The 18,341-nt window shown below is 72.7% G+C and carries 16 protein-coding genes; 10 read left to right on the top strand and 6 right to left on the bottom strand.

Going from position 1 to position 18,341, the window contains the following annotated elements; genetic code table 11:
- Window positions 1–9: 9 nt before the first annotated feature.
- The 5 genes from asnB to RM609_RS03640 all read left to right on the top strand — a co-directional run bounded on the left by asnB (window position 10) and on the right by RM609_RS03640 (window position 5,316).
- Entirely contained in the window at window positions 10–1,890 is a 1,881-nt protein-coding gene (gene asnB / locus RM609_RS03660; RefSeq protein WP_311607871.1) for an asparagine synthase (glutamine-hydrolyzing), read from the top strand.
- Window positions 1,890–2,864: a quinone oxidoreductase family protein gene (locus RM609_RS03655; RefSeq protein ID WP_311607870.1), complete on the top strand. Its 975-nt coding sequence runs from the start codon at window positions 1,890–1,892 to the stop codon at window positions 2,862–2,864. The genes asnB and RM609_RS03655 overlap by 1 nt, the downstream gene beginning before the upstream one ends.
- A gap of 12 nt (window positions 2,865–2,876) precedes the next feature.
- Window positions 2,877–3,770, top strand: a complete 894-nt coding sequence (locus RM609_RS03650; RefSeq protein ID WP_311607869.1) for a DODA-type extradiol aromatic ring-opening family dioxygenase — start codon at window positions 2,877–2,879, stop codon at window positions 3,768–3,770.
- A gap of 198 nt (window positions 3,771–3,968) precedes the next feature.
- Window positions 3,969–4,613 carry a DUF4360 domain-containing protein gene (locus RM609_RS03645; protein WP_311607867.1) on the top strand — a complete coding sequence of 215 codons (645 nt, stop codon included), beginning with the start codon at window positions 3,969–3,971 and terminating at the stop codon, window positions 4,611–4,613.
- Window positions 4,614–4,665: 52 nt separating this feature from the next.
- Entirely contained in the window at window positions 4,666–5,316 is a 651-nt protein-coding gene (locus RM609_RS03640) for a DUF4360 domain-containing protein (RefSeq protein ID WP_311607866.1), read from the top strand.
- A 63-nt stretch (window positions 5,317–5,379) separates the two neighbouring features.
- Here the strand turns inward: RM609_RS03640 and RM609_RS03635 are convergent, their stop codons facing one another.
- Both RM609_RS03635 and RM609_RS03630 read right to left on the bottom strand, forming a co-directional pair.
- Window positions 5,380–6,444 (bottom strand): cobalamin-independent methionine synthase II family protein, encoded by a 1,065-nt coding sequence (locus tag RM609_RS03635; protein ID WP_311607864.1) that lies wholly within the window; start codon window positions 6,442–6,444, stop codon window positions 5,380–5,382.
- 79 nt (window positions 6,445–6,523) lie between these two features.
- Window positions 6,524–8,080, bottom strand: a complete 1,557-nt coding sequence (locus RM609_RS03630; protein WP_311607863.1) for a GMC family oxidoreductase — start codon at window positions 8,078–8,080, stop codon at window positions 6,524–6,526.
- Between the two features lie 152 nt (window positions 8,081–8,232).
- Here RM609_RS03630 and RM609_RS03625 point away from each other — a divergent pair, with 152 nt between their 5' ends.
- The 5 genes from RM609_RS03625 to RM609_RS03605 all read left to right on the top strand — a co-directional run bounded on the left by RM609_RS03625 (window position 8,233) and on the right by RM609_RS03605 (window position 13,342).
- Window positions 8,233–9,195, top strand: a complete 963-nt coding sequence (locus RM609_RS03625) for an alpha/beta hydrolase (RefSeq protein WP_311607860.1) — start codon at window positions 8,233–8,235, stop codon at window positions 9,193–9,195.
- Window positions 9,192–10,376, top strand: a complete 1,185-nt coding sequence (locus tag RM609_RS03620; protein ID WP_311607858.1) for an acyltransferase family protein — start codon at window positions 9,192–9,194, stop codon at window positions 10,374–10,376. Before RM609_RS03625 ends, RM609_RS03620 begins: the two co-directional genes overlap by 4 nt.
- Before the next feature lie 10 nt (window positions 10,377–10,386).
- A complete protein-coding gene (locus tag RM609_RS03615) occupies window positions 10,387–11,670 on the top strand; it encodes a sensor histidine kinase (protein WP_311607856.1) in 1,284 nt (427 codons plus the stop codon).
- On the top strand, window positions 11,667–12,338 hold the full coding sequence (locus tag RM609_RS03610) for a response regulator (RefSeq protein WP_311607855.1): 672 nt from the start codon (window positions 11,667–11,669) through the stop codon (window positions 12,336–12,338). Before RM609_RS03615 ends, RM609_RS03610 begins: the two co-directional genes overlap by 4 nt.
- Window positions 12,339–12,418: 80 nt before the next feature.
- Complete coding sequence (locus RM609_RS03605) at window positions 12,419–13,342, top strand: MurR/RpiR family transcriptional regulator (RefSeq protein WP_311607854.1); 924 nt, start codon at window positions 12,419–12,421, stop codon at window positions 13,340–13,342.
- Between the two features lie 264 nt (window positions 13,343–13,606).
- On the opposite strand, the gene RM609_RS03600 is transcribed toward RM609_RS03605, so the two are convergent.
- The 4 genes from RM609_RS03600 to RM609_RS03585 all read right to left on the bottom strand — a co-directional run bounded on the left by RM609_RS03600 (window position 13,607) and on the right by RM609_RS03585 (window position 18,286).
- Window positions 13,607–14,656, bottom strand: a complete 1,050-nt coding sequence (locus RM609_RS03600) for a methyltransferase (protein ID WP_311607852.1) — start codon at window positions 14,654–14,656, stop codon at window positions 13,607–13,609.
- A gap of 59 nt (window positions 14,657–14,715) precedes the next feature.
- Window positions 14,716–15,555 (bottom strand): NAD(P)H-binding protein, encoded by an 840-nt coding sequence (locus tag RM609_RS03595; RefSeq protein ID WP_311607850.1) that lies wholly within the window; start codon window positions 15,553–15,555, stop codon window positions 14,716–14,718.
- 121 nt (window positions 15,556–15,676) lie between these two features.
- Window positions 15,677–16,675 carry a histidinol-phosphate transaminase gene (locus RM609_RS03590; protein WP_311607849.1) on the bottom strand — a complete coding sequence of 333 codons (999 nt, stop codon included), beginning with the start codon at window positions 16,673–16,675 and terminating at the stop codon, window positions 15,677–15,679.
- Between the two features lie 12 nt (window positions 16,676–16,687).
- Window positions 16,688–18,286, bottom strand: coding sequence for an FAD-binding oxidoreductase (locus RM609_RS03585; protein ID WP_311607848.1), 1,599 nt, complete (start codon window positions 18,284–18,286; stop codon window positions 16,688–16,690).
- Between the last annotated feature and the right edge of the window lie 55 nt (window positions 18,287–18,341).

Here is an 18,341-nt window from a genome sequence, read left to right as displayed (position 1 = left end):
AGACACCACATGTGCGGCATCACCGGGTGGGTCGACTTCACCCGCGACCTCACCGCCGAGCACACGACCGTCACGGCCATGACCCGCACCCTGGCCGCCCGGGGACCCGACGCCGAAGGTGTCTGGCTGGACACCCACGCCGCCCTGGGCCACCGCCGGCTGGCCGTCATCGACCTGGAGCACGGCACACAGCCGATGCGCACCCCCGAGCGCGGCCCCGGCGACCGGCCCCGCGCCGTCGTCTCGTACGGCGGTGAGATCTACAACTTCCGCGAGCTGCGCGAGGAACTCGTCCTCCTCGGCCACCGTTTCACCACCCGCAGCGACACGGAGGTGGCGCTGCGCGCCTACCTCCAGTGGGGCACGGACTTCGTCCACCGCCTCAACGGCATGTACTCGATCGCCATCTGGGACACCGCCCGCGAGGAACTGCTGCTCGTCCGCGACCGCCTCGGCGTCAAGCCGCTGTTCTACTACCCCACCGGCGGCGGTGTCCTCTTCGGCTCCGAGCCCAAGGCGATCCTCGCCAACCCCCTGGCCGAGGCCGCCGCCGGCCCCGAGGAGCTGTGCGACGCGCTGCTGTTCCTGCGCACCCCCGGCCGGGTGCCCTTCCGGGGGATGCGCGAGGTCAAGCCGGGCCACCTGGTGCGCGTCGGCCCCTCCGGGATCGCCGAGGAGCGCTACTGGGCCCTTACGGCCCGCCCGCACACCGACGACCTGCGGACCACCGTCGCCACCGTCCGCGAGCTGCTCGACGACATCGTGCCCCGGCAGATGGTCGCCGACGTGCCGCTGGTCTCGCTGCTGTCGGGAGGGCTGGACTCCAGCACCGTCACCGCGCTGGCCGCCCGCGCCCGGGCCGCCGACGGCGAACGCCTCGGCACGTTCTCCGTGGACTTCACCGGCCACACCGAGAACTTCCGGGCCGACGCCATCCGCCCCACCCCCGACGGCCCCTACGCCCTGGAGGTCGCCCGGCACGTCGGCAGCGACCACCACATGATCACCCTGGACCGGGCGCGGCTCCTCGACCCGGCCGTCCGCAAGGCCGTCCTCGGCGCCTGGGACCTGCCGTTCAACTTCGCGGACCTGGACGTCTCCCTCCACCTCCTCTTCGCCGCCGTCCGCGAGCACGCGACCGTGGCCCTGTCGGGGGAGGGCGCCGACGAGGTCTTCGGCGGCTACCTGTGGTTCTCCGACCCGGAGGCGCGAGGGGCCACCACCTTCCCCTGGCTCAAGCTGGGCGCCCACCGCGGCCTCGACCCCCGGTCGCTGTTCCACCCGTGGTTCGTGGACGGCATCGACCTCGCCGAGTACGAGGCCGACCTGTACCGCACCGCCCTGGCCGAGGTCCCCCGTCTGGAGGGGGAGAGCGCCGAGGACCGGCGCACCCGAGAGCTCGGCCACGTCACCCTCACCCGCTGGCTGCCCATCCTGCTCGACAAGAAGGACCGCATGGGCATGGCCGTCGGCCTGGAGGGCCGGGTGCCGTTCTGCGACCACCGCCTCGTCGAGTACGTCTTCAACGTCCCCTGGGAGATGAAGACCTTCAGCGGCGAGGAGAAGGCCCTGCTGCGCGCGGCCGCCGCCGACCTGCTGCCGGAATCGGTGCTCCGCCGCAAGAAGGCCGCCTACCCCTCCATCCAGGACCCCGCCTACGACCGCGCCCTCATCACCGGCCTCACCGCGGCCGCCGGCGACGGGGTGCCGTTGAGCCCGTACCTCGACGCCGGAGCGGTGGAGCGCCTCACCGGGAGGACCACCGACGGCAGCCTCTCCGAGTTCGAACGGATCCTCGTCGAGTCCACCGTCCGGATGGACGACTGGCTGCGCACCTACGACGTCGCACTCGCCGATATCGCACTCACCGATCCGAAGGGACAGCGCTGATGCACGCCATCGAGATCCGGGAGACCGGTGGACCAGAGGTCCAGCTCTACGTCGAGAAGCCCGACCCCGGGCAGCCCGGCGAGGGCCAGCTCCTCGTCGAACTCGTCGCCGCCGGAGTGAACTTCATCGACCTCTACCGCCGCGAGGGCCGCTATCCGCTGCCCGTGCCCTGCGTGCCCGGCGAGGAGGGCTCCGGCGTCGTCCTGGCCGTCGGCCCCGGCGTCACCCGCTTCGCCCCCGGCGACCGGGTCGCCTGGACGACCGTGTTCGGCAGCTACGCCGAGCGCGTCCTCGTGCCCGAGGACAAGGCCATCGTCGTACCCGACGCCATCGACCTGCGGACCGCCGGCGGCGTCCTCGTCCACGGCATGACCGCCCACTTCCTCGCCCACGACTCCTACCCGGCCCGCGCCGGCGAGACCGTGCTCGTCCACGCCGCCGCCGGCGGAGTGGGCCTCCTGCTCACCCAGATGCTCAAGCGACGCGGCGTCCGCGTCATCGGCACGGTCTCCACCGAGGGGAAGGAACGCACCGCCCGCGCCAACGGCTGCGACGAGGTCGTCCGCTACACCGAGACGGACGACCTGGCCGCCGAGGTCCGCGCGCTCACCGGCGGGGAGGGCGTCCACGCGGTCTACGACGGCGTCGGCGCCGCCACCTTCGACGCGAGCCTCGCCTCGCTGCGTCCCCGCGGCACGCTGGTCCTCTTCGGGGGCGCCAGCGGCGCGGTGCCGCCCGTCGACGTGATGCGGCTGCTGTGGGGCGGCTCGCTCACCCTGACCCGGCCCTACCTGGAGCACTTCCGGGCCACCGTCGAGGAGTTCGAGACGCGCGCGGGCGAGGTGTTCCGGGGCATCGCCGACGGCACGCTCACCTTCACCGTCGCCGGGACGTACCCCCTCGCCGAGGCGCACCGCGCCCACACCGACCTGGCCTCTCGCGCCACCTCCGGAAAGCTCCTCCTCGTCCCGTAAAGGAGACCCGTCATGGGCGACATCGTCGGCGCGGGCCTGCTCTCGCACGCGCCCGTCATCATGTTCCCCGAGCAGGTACGCGTCAAGGAGAACGGCGGTCGCGACTTCACCCTCGCGACCGGGCTGCGGCGCCTCCGCGAGGAGGTGATCGACACGACCGCGCACGACACCGTCGTGGTCCTCGACTCCCACTGGGCGACCACCACCGAGACGGTGATCACCTCCCATCCGCGCCGGACGGGCCTGTTCACCTCGGACGAGATGCCCGGCGCCATCAACCGGCTGCCCTACGACCTGCCCGGCGACCCGGAACTCGGCCGGGCGGTCGAGGAGTTCGCGGCGAAGCGCCCCCTGTGGCTCGCCGCGAACGACGACCCGTATCTGCCGGTCCACTACGCGACGCTCAACCTCTGGACGTACCTCGGGCGGTCCGGGACGCCCTGGGTGTCCGTCTCGATCTGCCAGACCGCGACCACCGAGGACTATCTGCGGGCCGGCGAGGCCATCGCCGAGGCGGTCGCCCACCTCGACCGGAGGGTGCTGCTGCTGGCCTCGGGCGGGCTCTCGCACCGCTTCCGGCCGCTGACCGAACTGCGCGACCGCATGGCCGGGGACCCGGACAACATCGTCACCCCCGAGGCCCGGGCGGCGGACGAGCAGCGGATCGCGTGGCTGGAGGAAGGCCGCCACGACCGGGTCGTGGCAACGATGCCGGAGTACCGGCGGTTCGCCCCCGAGGCGCGTTTCGGCCACTACCTGATGCTCGCGGGAGCGCTCGGCGGTGCGGAGTGCGCGGCCCCGGGACGCCGCTTCAGTGCGTACGAGAGCGGCATCGGGACCGGCCAGGTCCATGTGTGGTTCGACCGTCCCGGGGCCGGCTGGCGGAGCGGGAGGGTCCGTATGTGAACCGCGCCGGGGCGGCGGACGGCGCCGGGCCGTCCGCCACCTCGGCGGCAGGCCCTTCGGCCCGGGTCCGTCGGGGCGTGACCCGGGCGGGGGAGGGAGGTGGCTGGAGTTGAGCTGTACATGTCTTATATCCGGTGCTGCCATGGACCGCGCGAAGGGCGTCCTGTTCGGACACCCCCGACCAGCAGGGAGATCCCCATGCTCAGACCGGTCCTCGTCGGCGGCGCCGCCGTGGTACTCCTCGGTGCCTCCTTCTCCCCCCAGGCCGCCGCGGCGGCGAAGAATCCCCCGCCCGACCGGATCGTCATCGACGTGGTCGCGGTCAACGGCTCGGGCTGCCCCGCCGGGACGACCGCCGTGGCGGTGGCACCCGACAACACCGCCTTCACCGTTTCCTACAGCAACTACCTCGCCCAGGTGGGCGTCGGCTCCAAGCCCACCGACTTCCGCAAGAACTGCCAGCTCGGCCTGAACATCCACGTGCCGCAGGGCTTCACCTACGCCATCTCCCGGGCGGACTACCGCGGCTTCGCCCACCTGGAGAGCGGCGCGACGGGCCTGGAGAAAGCCAGCTACTACTTCCAGGGCCAGTCCCAGACCGCCTCCGCCAGCCACCGCTTCGCCGGCCCGGTCAGCGACGACTGGCAGACCTCCGACGTCACCGACGTCGCCTCCCTCGTCTACGCCCCGTGCGGCGTGCAGCGCATCCTCAACGTCAACACCGAGCTGCGGGTGGGCGCGGGCACCTCCGACCCCTCGAGCACCAACAGCTTCCTGGCCATGGACTCCACCGACGGCAGCGTCAACACCCTCTACCACTTCGCCTGGAAGGAATGCCCCTGATCAGGGGTCGTCAGGTGCCCGAGCGCGCCCCTAGGCAGTGGGAGGGAACTCGATGTTCGGACCGGTGACGACCGGTGGCGCGGCCGCGGTGATCCTCGCCGCGACCTTCACCCCGGGGACGGCGACCGCGAGCGTGGCGCCGCCCCCGGACAAGATCGTGATCGACGTGGTGGGAGTCAACGGTTCGGGCTGCCCGGCGGGGACGGCGCACGTGGCCGTCTCCCCGGACAACACCGCCTTCACCGTCTCGTACAGCGACTACGTCGCCCAGGTCGGCCTGGGGGCCAAGCCCACCGACTTCCGGAAGAACTGTCAGCTCAGCCTGAACGTCCATGTACCCCAGGGCTTCACCTACGCGATAGCCAAGGCCGACTACCGGGGCTTCGCCCGCCTGGAGAGCGGCGCCAACGGCCTGGAGCGGGCCAACTACTACTTCCAGGGCCAGTCCCAGACCGCCTTCATCAACCACCACTTCACCGGCCCGATGAACGACGACTGGCAGGCGTCCGATACCACGGACATCGATCAGCTGGTCTACGCCCCGTGCGGCGCCATGCGCTACTTCAACATCAACACCGAGCTGCGGGTGGAAGCCGGCACCTCCGACCCGACCAGGACCACGAGTCTCATGGCGATGGACTCGACCGACGGCAGCATCAACACCCTCTACCACTTCGCGTGGAAGGAGTGCCCCCGACCGTGAGGGACCGGCCCTAGGGGCGGGTGGCGTGCGCGACCTCGCACGCCACCCGCTCACGGTGTGCGGTCACACCCCCAGTACCGCGGCGGCCAGGGCGGTGCCCTCGACCCGGGCCGCGACCTTCGCGAACGCCGTGTCTCGGGAGGTGGAGGTGTCGTCGGCGAAGGGGGAGAAGCCGCAGTCGTCGCACGTGCCCAGCCGGTCCACCGGCAGATGCCGGGCGGCGGCCAGCACCCGGTCCCGTACCTCCTCCGGCGTCTCGACGCGCGGGTCGATCGGGTCGGTCACGCCGACGAACACCCTTACGTCGGCGGGCAGATGGTCGGCGATGACGGCCAGCACCTTGTCCGGATCGGGTTCACTCGCGAGCTGGACGTAGAAGTTGCCCGCCCGTAGCCGCAGCAGTCTCGGCAGCAGCTCGGCGTAGTCGACGTCGAGGCTGTGGGTGGAGTCCAGGTCCCCGCCGGGGCAGGTGTGCACCCCGATCCGCGCCCGCTCGGCCTCGGTGAACCGCTCCAGCACCCGGTTGTTCAGCGCGATGAACTGGTCCAGCACCCCGCCGGAGGGGTCCAGCTTCAGGGAGAGCCGCCCCTCGGTGAAGTCGAGCTGCACCACGAGCGCGCCGCCCTCCAGACAGCGCCGGATCTCCGCCTCCGACTCGTTCGCCAGGTCGTCCAGGAACGCCTCGCGCGGATAGCCGTCGATGCCGTCGGACGGATAGAGCAGGCTCAGCGCCGAAGGAGCGATGACGGCCTGCTTGACCGGCACCTTCGTATGGCGCCGGGCGGCCGCCAGATAGCGGTCGGCGTGGCCGGTGTAGCGCAGCGGCCCGGCCGTCAGCCGGGGGAGCTGCCGGGTGTGCCCGTCCGCGAACGGGATGACCACGCCGTCGGGCGCCAGCCCGCCCAGCCCCGCGACCGGATAGGTCGCGAAGCTGGGCTTGGCCTGCTCGCCGTCGGAGACGACCGGCGAGCCGGCCGCCTCCAGGCGGTGGATCGTGTCACGGACCGCGAGGTCCTGGGCCGCCGCGAGACCGGCGTCGTCGAGCTCGCCCTTCGCGTGCGCCGTCATGGCCGCGAGCAGCTCCGGGGGACGGGGGATACTGCCGATGGGTTCCGTGGGAAGAGTCACCCCACGAGCGTAGATAACACCCCGTACCCCATCAATCGCACAACTGACCAGTTCCGCAAGAAAATTGACGTAACGTCGATTACCGGCCACGTATCAGGTCGGCCGCCTTCTCCGCGATCATGATCGTGGGCGCGTTGGTGTTGCCCCGCACCAGCGTCGGCATGACGGAGGCGTCGGCCACCCGCAGCCCGCTCACCCCGTGCACCCGCAGCTCGTAGTCGACGACCGGGCCCATCGCACAGGTGCCCGCCGGATGGTAGAGGGAGTGCAGCTCGGCCCGTGCGTACGCCAGCAGATCACGGTCGGAGTCCGAGCGCGGCGCGAGGTGATCGGACGCCCGGTGCGCCCGCAGGGCCGGCCGGTCCGCGATGTCCAGCAGCACCCGCAGGGCCCGTACGGCCGCCGCCCGGTCCTCCTCGGTGGACAGATAGCGGTGCGTGATGCGCGGCTTGGCGCTGGGCAGCGCGGAGCGCAGGGAGACCTTGCCACGACTGGTCGTGTCCAGCAGCGCCGCCCCGTGGTGGAAAGCGTGCTCGGCCGTTACGCCCATCCCTTCCTCGTGGAACATCACCGGCAGCGCGTGCAACTGGACGTCCGGGGCGGCCAGTCCCGGCAGCGTGCGGACGAAGCCGCCCGCCTCGCCGCCGTTGGAGGTGAGCGGCCCCCGGCCCGCCGACTCCAGCAGCGCCAGATTCTCCGGGGACTCGGCCGCCAGCAGCGACTCGGTGCCGGTGAGGTGGATCAGCGGCAGATGCGGATGGTCCTGGAGATTCTCGCCCACGGGCAGGTCCACACGGGGCTCGATGCCGAGCGCCGCCAGCTCCCCGGCGACCCCGATCCCCGAAAGCATCAGCAACTGCGGCGAGTTGTACGCGCCTGCCGACAGCACGACCTCCCGCTCCGCGTGGAACCGGGCCGACGTGCCGAATCGTTCCACCTCGACGCCCACGACCCGCTCCCCGGAGAACAGCAGCCGGGTGCACCGCGCGTCCGTGAGCACCGTCAGGTTCGGCCGCTCCAGCGCCGGCCGCAGATACGCCACGGCCGTACTGCACCGCAACCCGTCCCGCTGCGTCAGCTCGTAGAAGCCCACACCGTCCTGCGCGGCGCCGTTGAAGTCCGCCGTGAATGCGTGCCCGGCCTCCCGCGCCGCCTCCACCCACGCCGCCATCAGCGGATGGCGCGAGCGCCCCTCGCTCACCGTGAGCGGCCCGCCCGCCCCGTGCCACTCGGACGCCCCGCCGTGATGGTCCTCCGCCCGCAGGAAATACGGGAAGACCTCGTCCCAGCCCCACCCCTTGGCACCCGCCCGCGCCCACGCGTCGTAGTCCGCGTGGTTGCCACGGATGTAGATCATCGCGTTCATCGACGACGAGCCGCCCAGCGTCCGGCCGCGCGGCAGATACCGGCGGCGCCCGTCCAGCCCGGGCTCCGGCTCCGTCGAGTAGTCCCAGTCGTACTCCGTGCGGAACAGCCTCGGGAACGCCACCGGTATCCGGATCTCCGCCGCGTCGTCGACGGGCCCCGCCTCCACCAGCAGCACCCGTACGCCCGGGTCCTCGCTCAGCCGCGCCGCCAGCACGCACCCCGCCGAACCCGCTCCGACCACGATGTGGTCGAACGCCTTCTCACTCACGGACTTCCCCTCCCGCTCGATCGGCCCCCGCCCCCTACCCGTCATACTCCGGAGCTACACGAAAGCTGGCTCCCGGGCGGGACGCCGACCACACGGCCGTCTCCGTACCTTCCGTACCGCACCCCGAAGATCCGGTACGGAAGGACCCACCCATGGCGCCCCGCCCTCGCAGCCGCCGCCTGCGCCGCACCCTGCTCGCGGCCCTCGTCGCCGCCTCGGTGGCCGTTCCGGTGGCGGGCGCGGCCCAGCCCGCGGCCGTACCGGCCCCCGCCCCGGCCCCGCTCGCCCCGCTGCGGGACACCGCCCCGGCCACGCTCGCCGAGCGCTACGCCACCGGCCGCGCCGGCATCCTGGCCGCCGAACGGGCCGCCACCGCGCACGGCGACCACAAGCGCGCCGCCGGCCTCCGCGCCATGGCCGACCCCACGCGGCACTTCCTCTCCTTCGACGGCCGCGACGGCGGCCGCACCACCGAGGTCTTCGGCGACCTCTCCCGCGCCGAGCGGATCGCCGTCCTCGTACCGGGCTCCGACACCAACCTGGACTCGTACGGACGGCTGCGGGCCGGCGCGACGGCCCTCCAGCGGCAACTGGGCGACTGCGCCGCCGTCGTCGCCTGGCTGGGCTACCGGACGCCCACCCTGCTCAGCACCGACACGGTCACCCCCGACCTCGCCGACGACGCCGCCCCCGCCCTGCGCGACTTCGTCCGGGAACTGCGCGCGGCCACGCCTGCGGCCCGGATCTCCCTCCTCTGCCACTCCTACGGCTCCGTGGTCTGCGGCAGCGCCGCGCCCGGCCTCGACGTCGCGGACATCGTCGTCTTCGGCAGCCCCGGCACCGGCCGCGACAATGCCGCCGCGCTGCGCACCCGCGCCACCGTCTGGGCCGGCCGCGGCGCCGACGACTGGATCGGCGACATACCCCATGCCCGGATCCCGCTCTCCTTCACCAGCGTGGGCTTCGGCACCGACCCCGTCTCGCCCGAGTTCGGCGCACGGGTCTTCCCGGCGGGCGACGGCGGCCACAGCGACTACCTCAAGCCCGGCTCCCTGTCCCTGACCAACATCGCCCGGATCGCCTCCGGCCTGACGCCCGAGGGGATGTCCCGGTGATATCCCGCCCCGCCCTCCGCGATCTCGTCCGGCGCGTCGACGCCGCCACCCCGCCCGGCCGCGACCGCGCCCTCGACGCGCTGCGCGCCCTGGCCGTCCTCGGCGTCGTCCTCGGCCACTGGCTGGTGACCGCCCTGGTCGCCGACAGCGGCACGGTCCACAGCACGAGCCCCCTGGCCCACCTGCCCACGCTCACCCCCGTGTCCTGGGTGTTCCAGACCCTGGCCGTCTTCTTCCTCGTCGGCGGGCTGGTGGCCGCGCGCGGCCACGCCTCCGCCCGCGCCCGGGGCACCACTTACGGGGCGTGGCTGCGCGCCCGCGTCGCCCGGCTCTTCCGCCCCGTCCTGGCCGTCCTGACCGTCTGGGCCGTGGCGGCGGCCGCCATGCTCGCCGCCGGTGCCACCCCGGACACCGTCAGCACGCTGTGCAACCTGGTGCTCTCCCCGCTGTGGTTCCTGCTGGTCTTCACGGCGCTGACGGCCGCGACCCCGCTGGTCGCCCGGCTCCACCCGGTGTGGCCGTTCGCCGTCGTCCTCACCGTCGACGTGCTGCGCTTCGGCCTCGGCGCCCCCGCCTGGCTCGGCTGGATCAACGTGGCGGCCGGCTGGCTGGTGCCCTACTGCCTCGGCGCCGCCCGGTCCCGGGGCCTTTTGAGCAGCCGGACGACCGGATGGGCCCTGCTGCTCGGCGGCACCGCCGCCACCGCCGGACTCGTCCTGTACGCCGGCTACCCGGCCTCCATGGTCGGCGTCCCCGGCGCCCCCGTCTCCAACCTCAACCCGCCCACCCTCGCCGCCGTCACCTTCGGCCTCGCCCAGTGCGGCGCCGCCCTGCTGCTGCTCGGCCCGCTGAGGCGGCTCCTCACCCGCCGGCCCGCCCTCTGGGCGGCCGTGGCCCTGCTCAACCTCTCCGTGATGACGGTCTTCCTCTGGCACCAGACCGCGATGATGGCGGTCACCGCGACCGGCCTGCTCGCCGACGGCCCGCTGCCCGGCCTCCACACCCTCCCCGACAGGCCCGGCTGGGTGCTCGCCCGGCTCGCCTGGCTGCCCGTGTTCGCGGCCGCCCTCCTGGTGTGCGTGACCGCGTTCCGGGCGTACGAGCGGGGACGGCCGCGCCGGGACCGCCGGAGCACGGGCGAACGCCACACCGCCCGCACCCCGCAGGTGTCGCGTGTCTAGAGTGGATCTTGTGAATCGGGGGGACGGGGAAAGACGACGGCGGCTGACCGCCGCCGTGCGGGAGGTGCCGCGCGCCGTAGGCGAAGGACTGCTGACCGTGGCGCGCGACCCGCTGCCGCGCTCGGTCTGGCTGGGCCGGGTACCGCACGTCCACGCGGTGGCGCTCATCCTGGGTCTGGGTGTGTCCAACGCCGGCCGGTCCGCGCACGGGGTCGGGCACTCGACGACCGGCTTGCTGCTCAATCTGCTCCAGTGCGGTGCCGCGCTGCTCGCGCTCTCCCGCCCGGTGCCCGCCTGGTGGCTCTCGACGACCGGACTCGTCCTCGTGGGCGCGTACCGGGAAGCGACCGTCGACCCCGATGTGCTGTGGCCCTGGAGCATCGAGGGCACCGCGCTGCACACCCTCGTACTGCTCCTGCTCGCACTGCGCGTGCGCTCCTGGGTGACCTGCACGGCGCTGGCGCTCACGGTCCTGTCCGGGCTGGCCGGCATGTCCTTCACCACCCAGCCCCACAATGTGAGCCTCGGCGGGAGCACGCTGTGCTTCGCGGCCGCCGCCGCCGTCGGCGGCTCCCTGCGCCGCAGCCGCGTCGCCCGCGTCCGGCTCGCCGAACAGAAGGAGCTCACCGCCGCCGAACGGTCCCGGCGCACCCTCCTGGAGGAGCGCGGCCGCATCGCCCGCGAACTCCACGACGTCGTCGCCCACCACATGTCGGTGATCTCCATCCAGGCACAGGTAGCCCCCCACCTCGTGACGGACCCCTCCGACGAGCTGAAGGAGAACCTCGCCGCCATCCGCGGCAGCGCCGTGGAGGCACTGACCGAACTGCGCAGGGTGCTCGGCGTGCTGCGCGCGGAGGACGCCGCGGCGGACGGGGTGCGGCACGCCCCGCAGCCCACCCTGGCCCGGCTCGGCGAACTGGTCGGCAAGGTGCGTGGGGCGGGGGTGACGGTCACCACCGGGACCACGGGGGAGCCGCGCCCCCTCGCGCCGGGCGTCGAACTGTCCGCCTTCCGCATCGTCCAGGAGGCCCTCAGCAACGCGATGCGCCACGCCCCCGGTGCCACGGTGCGGGTGACGCTCGCCTACGGCCCGGCGGTGCTCACCGTCCGGGTGACCAACACCGCCCCGGACCGCCCCGCCCCGCCCTCGACGGGCGCGGGCCACGGCCTCCTCGGGATGCGGGAGCGCGTCGCCATGCTGGGCGGCGAACTGGCGACCGGCCCCACCCCGGACGGCGGCTACGAGATAGTGGCCGAACTCCCCGCGCACAGCACGAAGGACCTCGTATGACGACCATCCGCGTCCTGATCGCCGACGACCAGGTGATGGTCCGTCAGGGCTTCACCGTGCTGCTCGACGCCGAACCGGACATCGAGGTCGTCGGCCAGGCCGTGGACGGACTCGACGCCGTCGCCCGGGCCGCCGAGCTCGACCCGGACGTCGTCCTGATGGACATCCGCATGCCGGAGCTCGGCGGCATCGAGGCCACCCGCCGGATCGCCGAGGCCCCCGACAGTCGCGCCAAGGTCCTCGTCCTGACCACCTTCGACCTCGACGAATACGTCTATGAGGCGCTGCGCGCGGGCGCGTCCGGGTTTCTGCTGAAGGACGCGTCGGCCGCCGAACTCGCCCAGGCGGTACGGGTGGTGGCGGCCGGCGAGGCCCTGCTCGCCCCGAACATCACCAAACGCCTGATCGCCGAGTTCTCCCGGATCTCCGGCACCGCGCCCGCCCCGTCGCAGGCCCGTATAGGCGAGCTGACGGAACGCGAGACCGAGGTGCTCTCCCTCGTCGCGCGGGGCCTGTCCAACGCGGAGATCGCCGGGGCGCTGGTGGTGGCGGAGCAGACCGTGAAGACCCACGTCAGCCGGATCCTGCTCAAACTGGGCCTGCGCGACCGGACCCAGGCGGCGGTCTTCGCGTACGACACGGGACTGGTCCGCCCGTCCGGCCACTGACCCTCGCCGGACTCTCCCCGCCCGTCACGACGGGTGGGTTATGTTGAGCCGGAGAGCAGAGGAAGTAAGGGGGCACACCGGTGCGATCAGGGCAGCAGGCACGAGCGCAGGCGTCCGCGATCACTCCCGGCGGGCGGTCCCCGGGGGCGGAGCCGCCCCCGGCGGGCACCGTGCGCGACCTCTTCGGCGGCCACCGGCTGTCCCCCGCCCAGCGGCGCATCGCGCAGTACATCACCGACCACCTCACCGAGGCCGCGTTCCTGTCGATCACGGACCTGGCCGAGCGCGTGGGCGTGAGCCAGCCCTCGGTGACCCGCTTCGCCACGTCCCTGGGCTTCAACGGCTACCCCGCGCTCCGGGAGGCGCTCCAGCCCATCGCCCTGAGCGCCGTCGCCGGCGCCCCGGAGGCCCGGGCGGAGAGCCGCCGCAACGAGCTCCAGGCGGCCGTCGACGCCGAGATCGCCAACCTGGAGAGCCTGCGCCGGGTCTTCGCCGACACCGACCGGATCCTCGACGTCGGCCGCGAACTGGCCCGCTCGGTCCCCCTGACCGTGCTGGGCCTGCGGATCTCCGTCTCCCTGGCGGAGTACTTCGCCTACGCGGCCAGGCGCGTCCACCCGGACGTCCGCCTGGTCTCCCGGGGCGGCAGCGTGGCCTACGACGCGCTGCTCCAGTCCCGCGAGGCGGGCGGCACCTGGGTGCTCGCCTTCGCCATGCCCCGGCACGCCAAGGAGACCCTGGCGGCCGTCCGGGCCGCCCGTGGCACGGGCCTGCGCGTCGCGCTGGTCACCGACCTCACGCTCGGCCCCCTGGTGGACGAGGCGGATGTGACCTTCACCGCGCCCACCGGCTCCCGCCTGGTCTTCGACTCGTACGCGGCCCCGGGGGTCCTCTGCGCGGCCCTGCTCCAGGCCATGGCCGACGCCGACCCCGAGCGCACCCAGCTCCGGCTGGAGAAGTACGAGCAGGCGGCGGAGCAGCACGCCTTCTTCCTGGACGACTGAGCGAGCCGCCGACCCGGGCCCGGCCGCGTGGCAGGGGCCCTTTTTCAGGGGCAGAACGGCATGAAATTTTTCATGCCCTTGCGTACTCGGCGGTAAATATATTTACTTCCCCTGGCGCCCTGGTCCGGCGCCACGGTGACGACCACCAGGGACGAGTCCTCCTCATCGCCCCGCGGATGTCGTCCGGGTGGTCCGCTCCCTCGGATCCCCCTCTTTTCCGGCGGCCCTGGTCTCCCCCTGGACCCGGGCCGCCGGAAAAAACGTTCAGGCCCGGCGTGCCACCAGCGCTCCGTTGATCAGCGGCGCGTCGAGGACCAGCCCGACGCGGCGGATGTCCGTGAACCCCGCCCGGGTCAGCATCCCCGTGTACGCCTCGCGGCTGCGGTTGGTGCCGGCGGCCGTCTCGACCAGCATGTTCAGGCCCGCCACGGCACCCGCGACCGGACCGGTGCCGTCGTCGTCCAGGAACGCCTCGCCGATGATGACCTCGCCCCCGGGGCCGAGCGCCGCGTGGCACTTCGCCAGGATCCGCGCGCTCTCCTCGTCGCTCCAGTCGTGGAGGATGTTGGTCAGCAGGATGGCGTCGTAGCCGGTGGGCAGGTCGTCGGCGAAGAAGTCCCCGCCCAGCGCGTTCACCCGGTCGCCCACCTCCGTCTCCGCCAGCCGCTTCTCGGCCATCCGGCTGACGAACGGCAGGTCGTAGACGGTGGCCCGCAGATGGGTGTGGTGCGCGCACAGCTCGCCGCAGAAGGAGCCCAGCCCGCCGCCGACGTCGAGCAGCTTGCGGTAGGCGGTGAAGTCGTGCGACAGGGCCATCGCCCGGGCGGTGAAGACCGCGCCGGAGTGCGCGGCCCTGGGGAAGAGCTCCGCCATGTGCTCGTCCTGCGGGTCGAACAGCGTCTGCTCCGTCTCCGGGTCCCAGGTGTTGGGCCGGTCGGTGCGCAGGGCGACGTCGAGCTTGCCCCACGCCTCGTACTCGCGCCGGTCGGTGAAGGTGACCAGATCGCCGAAGAAGTAGCGCTTGCCGCGCACCAGGAACTCCTCGGACAGCTCCGAGTTGACGTACCGTCCGTCCCGTTTGTCCAGCAGCCCCAGCGAGGCGCACGCGGTCAGCAGCAGCGTCGCGGGGCGCGCGGCGAGCCCCTCGGCGCGGCCCAGCTCCTCGGGCGTGGTGCCCTCGGTGCCGCTGAGCTTGGTGAACAGGTCGAAGTCGAGCGCGACCGCGAGCACCTTGGCGACGCGGAAGCCGTCCGCCATCGCCATCAGCGGCGCCGGGGTCAGCGGCCGGACCCCGGTGTACGAGTTGGTGTTCATTACGACCTCCCCGGGTGGCCGGCACCCGCCGGTGCCGGCCACCGCATGTGTGGACGTGATCAGCGGGCCTGGCCGGCCCAGGCACCCGACCCGGCGGCCGTGCGCACATAGGCGTCGAAGCTGCGGGGCTCACGGCCCAGCGCGTCCCGGACTCCGGTGCTCAGGTGTCCGTCGAAGCCGTTGCGGATGGCCGTGAACAGGCCCAGCAGCACCCCGGCGTGCTCCTCCGGGACACCTGCCTCGATCGAGCCCTTGAGGAAGGCCTCGCCGTCGAGGTCCACGAAGCGGATCTCCCGGCCCAACACCGCCGCGATCTTCGCGGCCGCCTCGCCGAAGGTCAGCGCCTCCGGCCCGGACAGCTCGTAGATCTTGCCGGCGTGGTGGTCCTGGGTGAGCGCGGCCACGGCCACGTCCGCGATGTCCTCGACGTCGATGAAGGGCTCCTTGCCCTCACCGGTGGGCACCGCCAGGACGCCCTCGAGGATCTGCGGGAGGAAGAACGCCTCGCTGAAGTTCTGCGCGAACCACGTCGGGCGCAGAATCGTCCACTCCAGGCCCGACCCCTGCACCGCGTGCTCGGAGGTCAGGAACTTGTCGTCGCCCGCCGCGTCGATGCCCCGCGCCGACAGCAGCACCAGCCGGCGGACACCCGCCGCCACGGCCTGCCGCACGAACGGCGGGACGACCTGCCACGCCTGGCTCGGCACGGTCGGTGCCACCAGGTAGACGGCGTGGACGCCGGCCAGCGCCGCCGCCCAGGTCGACTCGTCCTGCCAGTCGAAGCGGGTCTCACCGCTCCGGCTCGCGGAGCGTACGGTCTTACCCGCCTCCCGCAGCCGGTCCGCCACTCGGCGGCCGGTCTTGCCGGTGGCGCCCAGCACCAAGAATGTCTCGCTCATCATGTCCTTCCCGTGCTCTGCGATCGGTTGCCCGATCTACGGTTTCCTTCGGTGGTGCGCCGGCCCGGGATCGGCCGGACGTCGGGGAGGCCCCTCCCCGCACGGGGGGAGGGGCCGTCGATCAGGCGGCCGCGGAACCGGCCGCGCGCAGGACGAGGTCGTTGGCGCCGGGCAGGCCCACGGTCAGCCGCACCCCCTCGCCCGGATAGCAGCGCACCAGCGCCCCGGCCCCGCCCAGCGCCGCCGTCAGCCGCTCGCCGGCGTCCCCGGCCCGGAGCCACAGGAAGTTGCCGTGGCTCGGGAAGCTGTGCCAGCCGAGGCGGGCGAGCCCCTCGCGCAGCCGGTCGCGCTCGCCGATGATCGCGTCGACGCGCTCGGTGAGCTGCTCCCGGACCTTCAGCGACGCCGCCACCCCGATCTGGGCGAGCGGGTTGATGCCGTACGGCAGCGACGCCTCCCTGAGCCGCCCGGCGAGCTCCGGCGCCGCGACGCAGTAGCCGATGCGCAGCGCGGCCAGCCCGTAGGCCTTGGAGAAGGTGCGCAGGACCAGGAGGTTGGGGTGGTCCGCGAGATGGTCCAGCCCGTCCGGGATCCCGGGGTCGCGGGCGAACTCGTGGTACGCCTCGTCCAGGATGACCGTGACGCGCTCCGGGAGGGCGGCGAGGAAGGACTTCAGCGCGGTGCGGTCGAAGACCGTGCCCGTCGGGTTGTGCGGATTGCACAGCACCACGACCCTGGTCCGGGGCGTGACCGCGGCGAGCATCCCGTCGAGGTCCTGCTCGCCGGCGGCCGTCAGCGGCACCTGCACGGACTCGGCCCCGGCCATCCGCGTGATGATGGGGTAGGCGTCGAACGCCCGCCACCCGTACACCACTTCGTCACCCGGGCCGGTGCTCAGGTCGAGGACCTGGAGCGCGATCCCGACCGAGCCGTTGCCGACCGCCACCGCCTCGCGGGCGACCCCCAGCCAGTCGGCGATCATCCCGACGAGCGTGTCCGGGGTGAACTCCGGATAGCGGTTGACCGCGTCCAGCCCCGCCGCCAGGGCCTCGCGGACCTCGGGCAGCGGCGGGTAGGGGTTCTCGTTGAGGTGCAGCCGGAACTCGTGTAATCGCGTCATCCTTCTCCGACCTCACTTCACCGGTATCGACTGGGCGTGGCGGAAGACGTCGTGCGGGTCGAAGGCCTGCTTGGCCGCGACCAGGGCCTCGAGGTTGTCGGCGTAGTAGAGCTGGTGAGCCGACAGGCCCGAGCTGTTGTACGCCGGGTCGTCGAGGTCGGTGTCCGGGTAGTTGACGTAGCAGCCGTTGGTGACGTCATTGGGCACGGGCACACCGCCCGTGGGCGCGTAGACGTCCGCGTAGAAGTCCCGCAGCCACTTCAGATGGGCGGTCTCGTCCGTGCCGGGCGCCCAGGTGGTGACGTAGTGCAGCTCCATCACCGAGTCGCGGTGCGGATACGCCGTGGCCTCCCGGGGGCGGGTGTTGATCTTCCCACCGAAGGTGATCATGAGGAGCCGGGCGGCCGGGTTGGCGTAGGCGACCTCGCCCCCGAGGTGCCGGTACATGGCCCGCAGCTGCTCGTCCGGCAGGCAGGCGCGCTGGTAGGCCGACTTGGCCTTGAAGCTGAACGTGGGGGAGTTCGGCCCGGTGATGCCCGGCCACAGCGTGGCGTGGAGCCAGGGCAGGCGCTGGACCTGCGTCTTGGGCGTCAGGCCCGTGCCCTCGCCCACCGCCGCGAAGAAGTCGTTCAGCAGTTGCTCCGAGTCCGGCCGCGTGGCGTCGAACTGGGCGATCATGGAGAACGAGCCGGCGGCGCGCGGCGTCGGCATGAACTGGCTGTAGAGGGCGGCGTAGGGCGAGTCCGCGGCGCTGTTGTTCTCGCACCAGGTGCTGTAGTTGCGCACCAGCCGGGTGAAGGTCTCCTCCGTCACCTCGGCCCACTGCCAGGTGACCGTGGAGACGAAGACCTCCTCGGGCGGCTTGGGCAGCAGCGTGGCCGGGTCGTTCCCGGTGACGCCCGGGGTGCGGAACCAGTAGCGGGTGGCGATGCCGAAATTGCCGCCGCCACCGCCGGTGTGGGCCCACCACAGCGCGCCCTTGGGCCGGCCCTTCTCCCAGTCCTCGCGGGTGGCGACGACGGTCGTGACCTTGCCCGCGGCGTTGACGGTGACGACCTCGACGGCGTGGAGGTAGTCGACTGTCAGGCCGTGCAGCCGCGACAGCGGGCCGTGGCCGCCGCCGGCGATGTGCCCGCCGATGCCCACCGAGGGGCAGGCGCCGCCGGGGATGGTGACGCCGAAGGCCTTGTACAGCGCCCGGTACACCTCGCCGAGCGTCGCGCCGGGCTCGATGGCGAAGGCGCCGCGCCCTTGGTCGAAGTAGACGGCGTTCATGTGCGACAGATCGAGGAGGATCTTCGCGTCGATGCCGAAGCCCTCGTAGCAGTGCCCCCCGCTGCGGATCGCGATCTTCTTGTCGGCCGCGAACGCCTCGCGGACCGCGTCCTCCACCTGGCGCCGGGTGTGGACGAGACGAATGGACTCGGCGTTCGAGATCCAGCGCTGGTTGTACCCGCGCCGCAGGTCCGCGTACCGGGCGTCGCCGGGCGCGATGGTGACCGTCCCGGCCCGCGCGGCGTCGTCCAGGGCCGCGGCGGGCGGTGCCGTCCCGAGCCCGCCGCCGGCGGCGGCTTCCTCGGTCCCGGCGACACGGCGAGTGTCTTGCTCCATCTGTGTTCTCCCCCTGAGTGTTTCTGGTGCCCGGCCGGTGGAACCGGCCGGCCTT

It is taken from the genome of Streptomyces hesseae (assembly GCF_031845785.1).
In the GTDB taxonomy this organism is placed as follows: Bacteria; Actinomycetota; Actinomycetes; order Streptomycetales; family Streptomycetaceae; genus Streptomyces; species Streptomyces hesseae.
The sequence above is the reverse complement of the archived record's forward strand: the minus strand, read 5'-3'. Positions and strand labels throughout refer to the sequence as shown.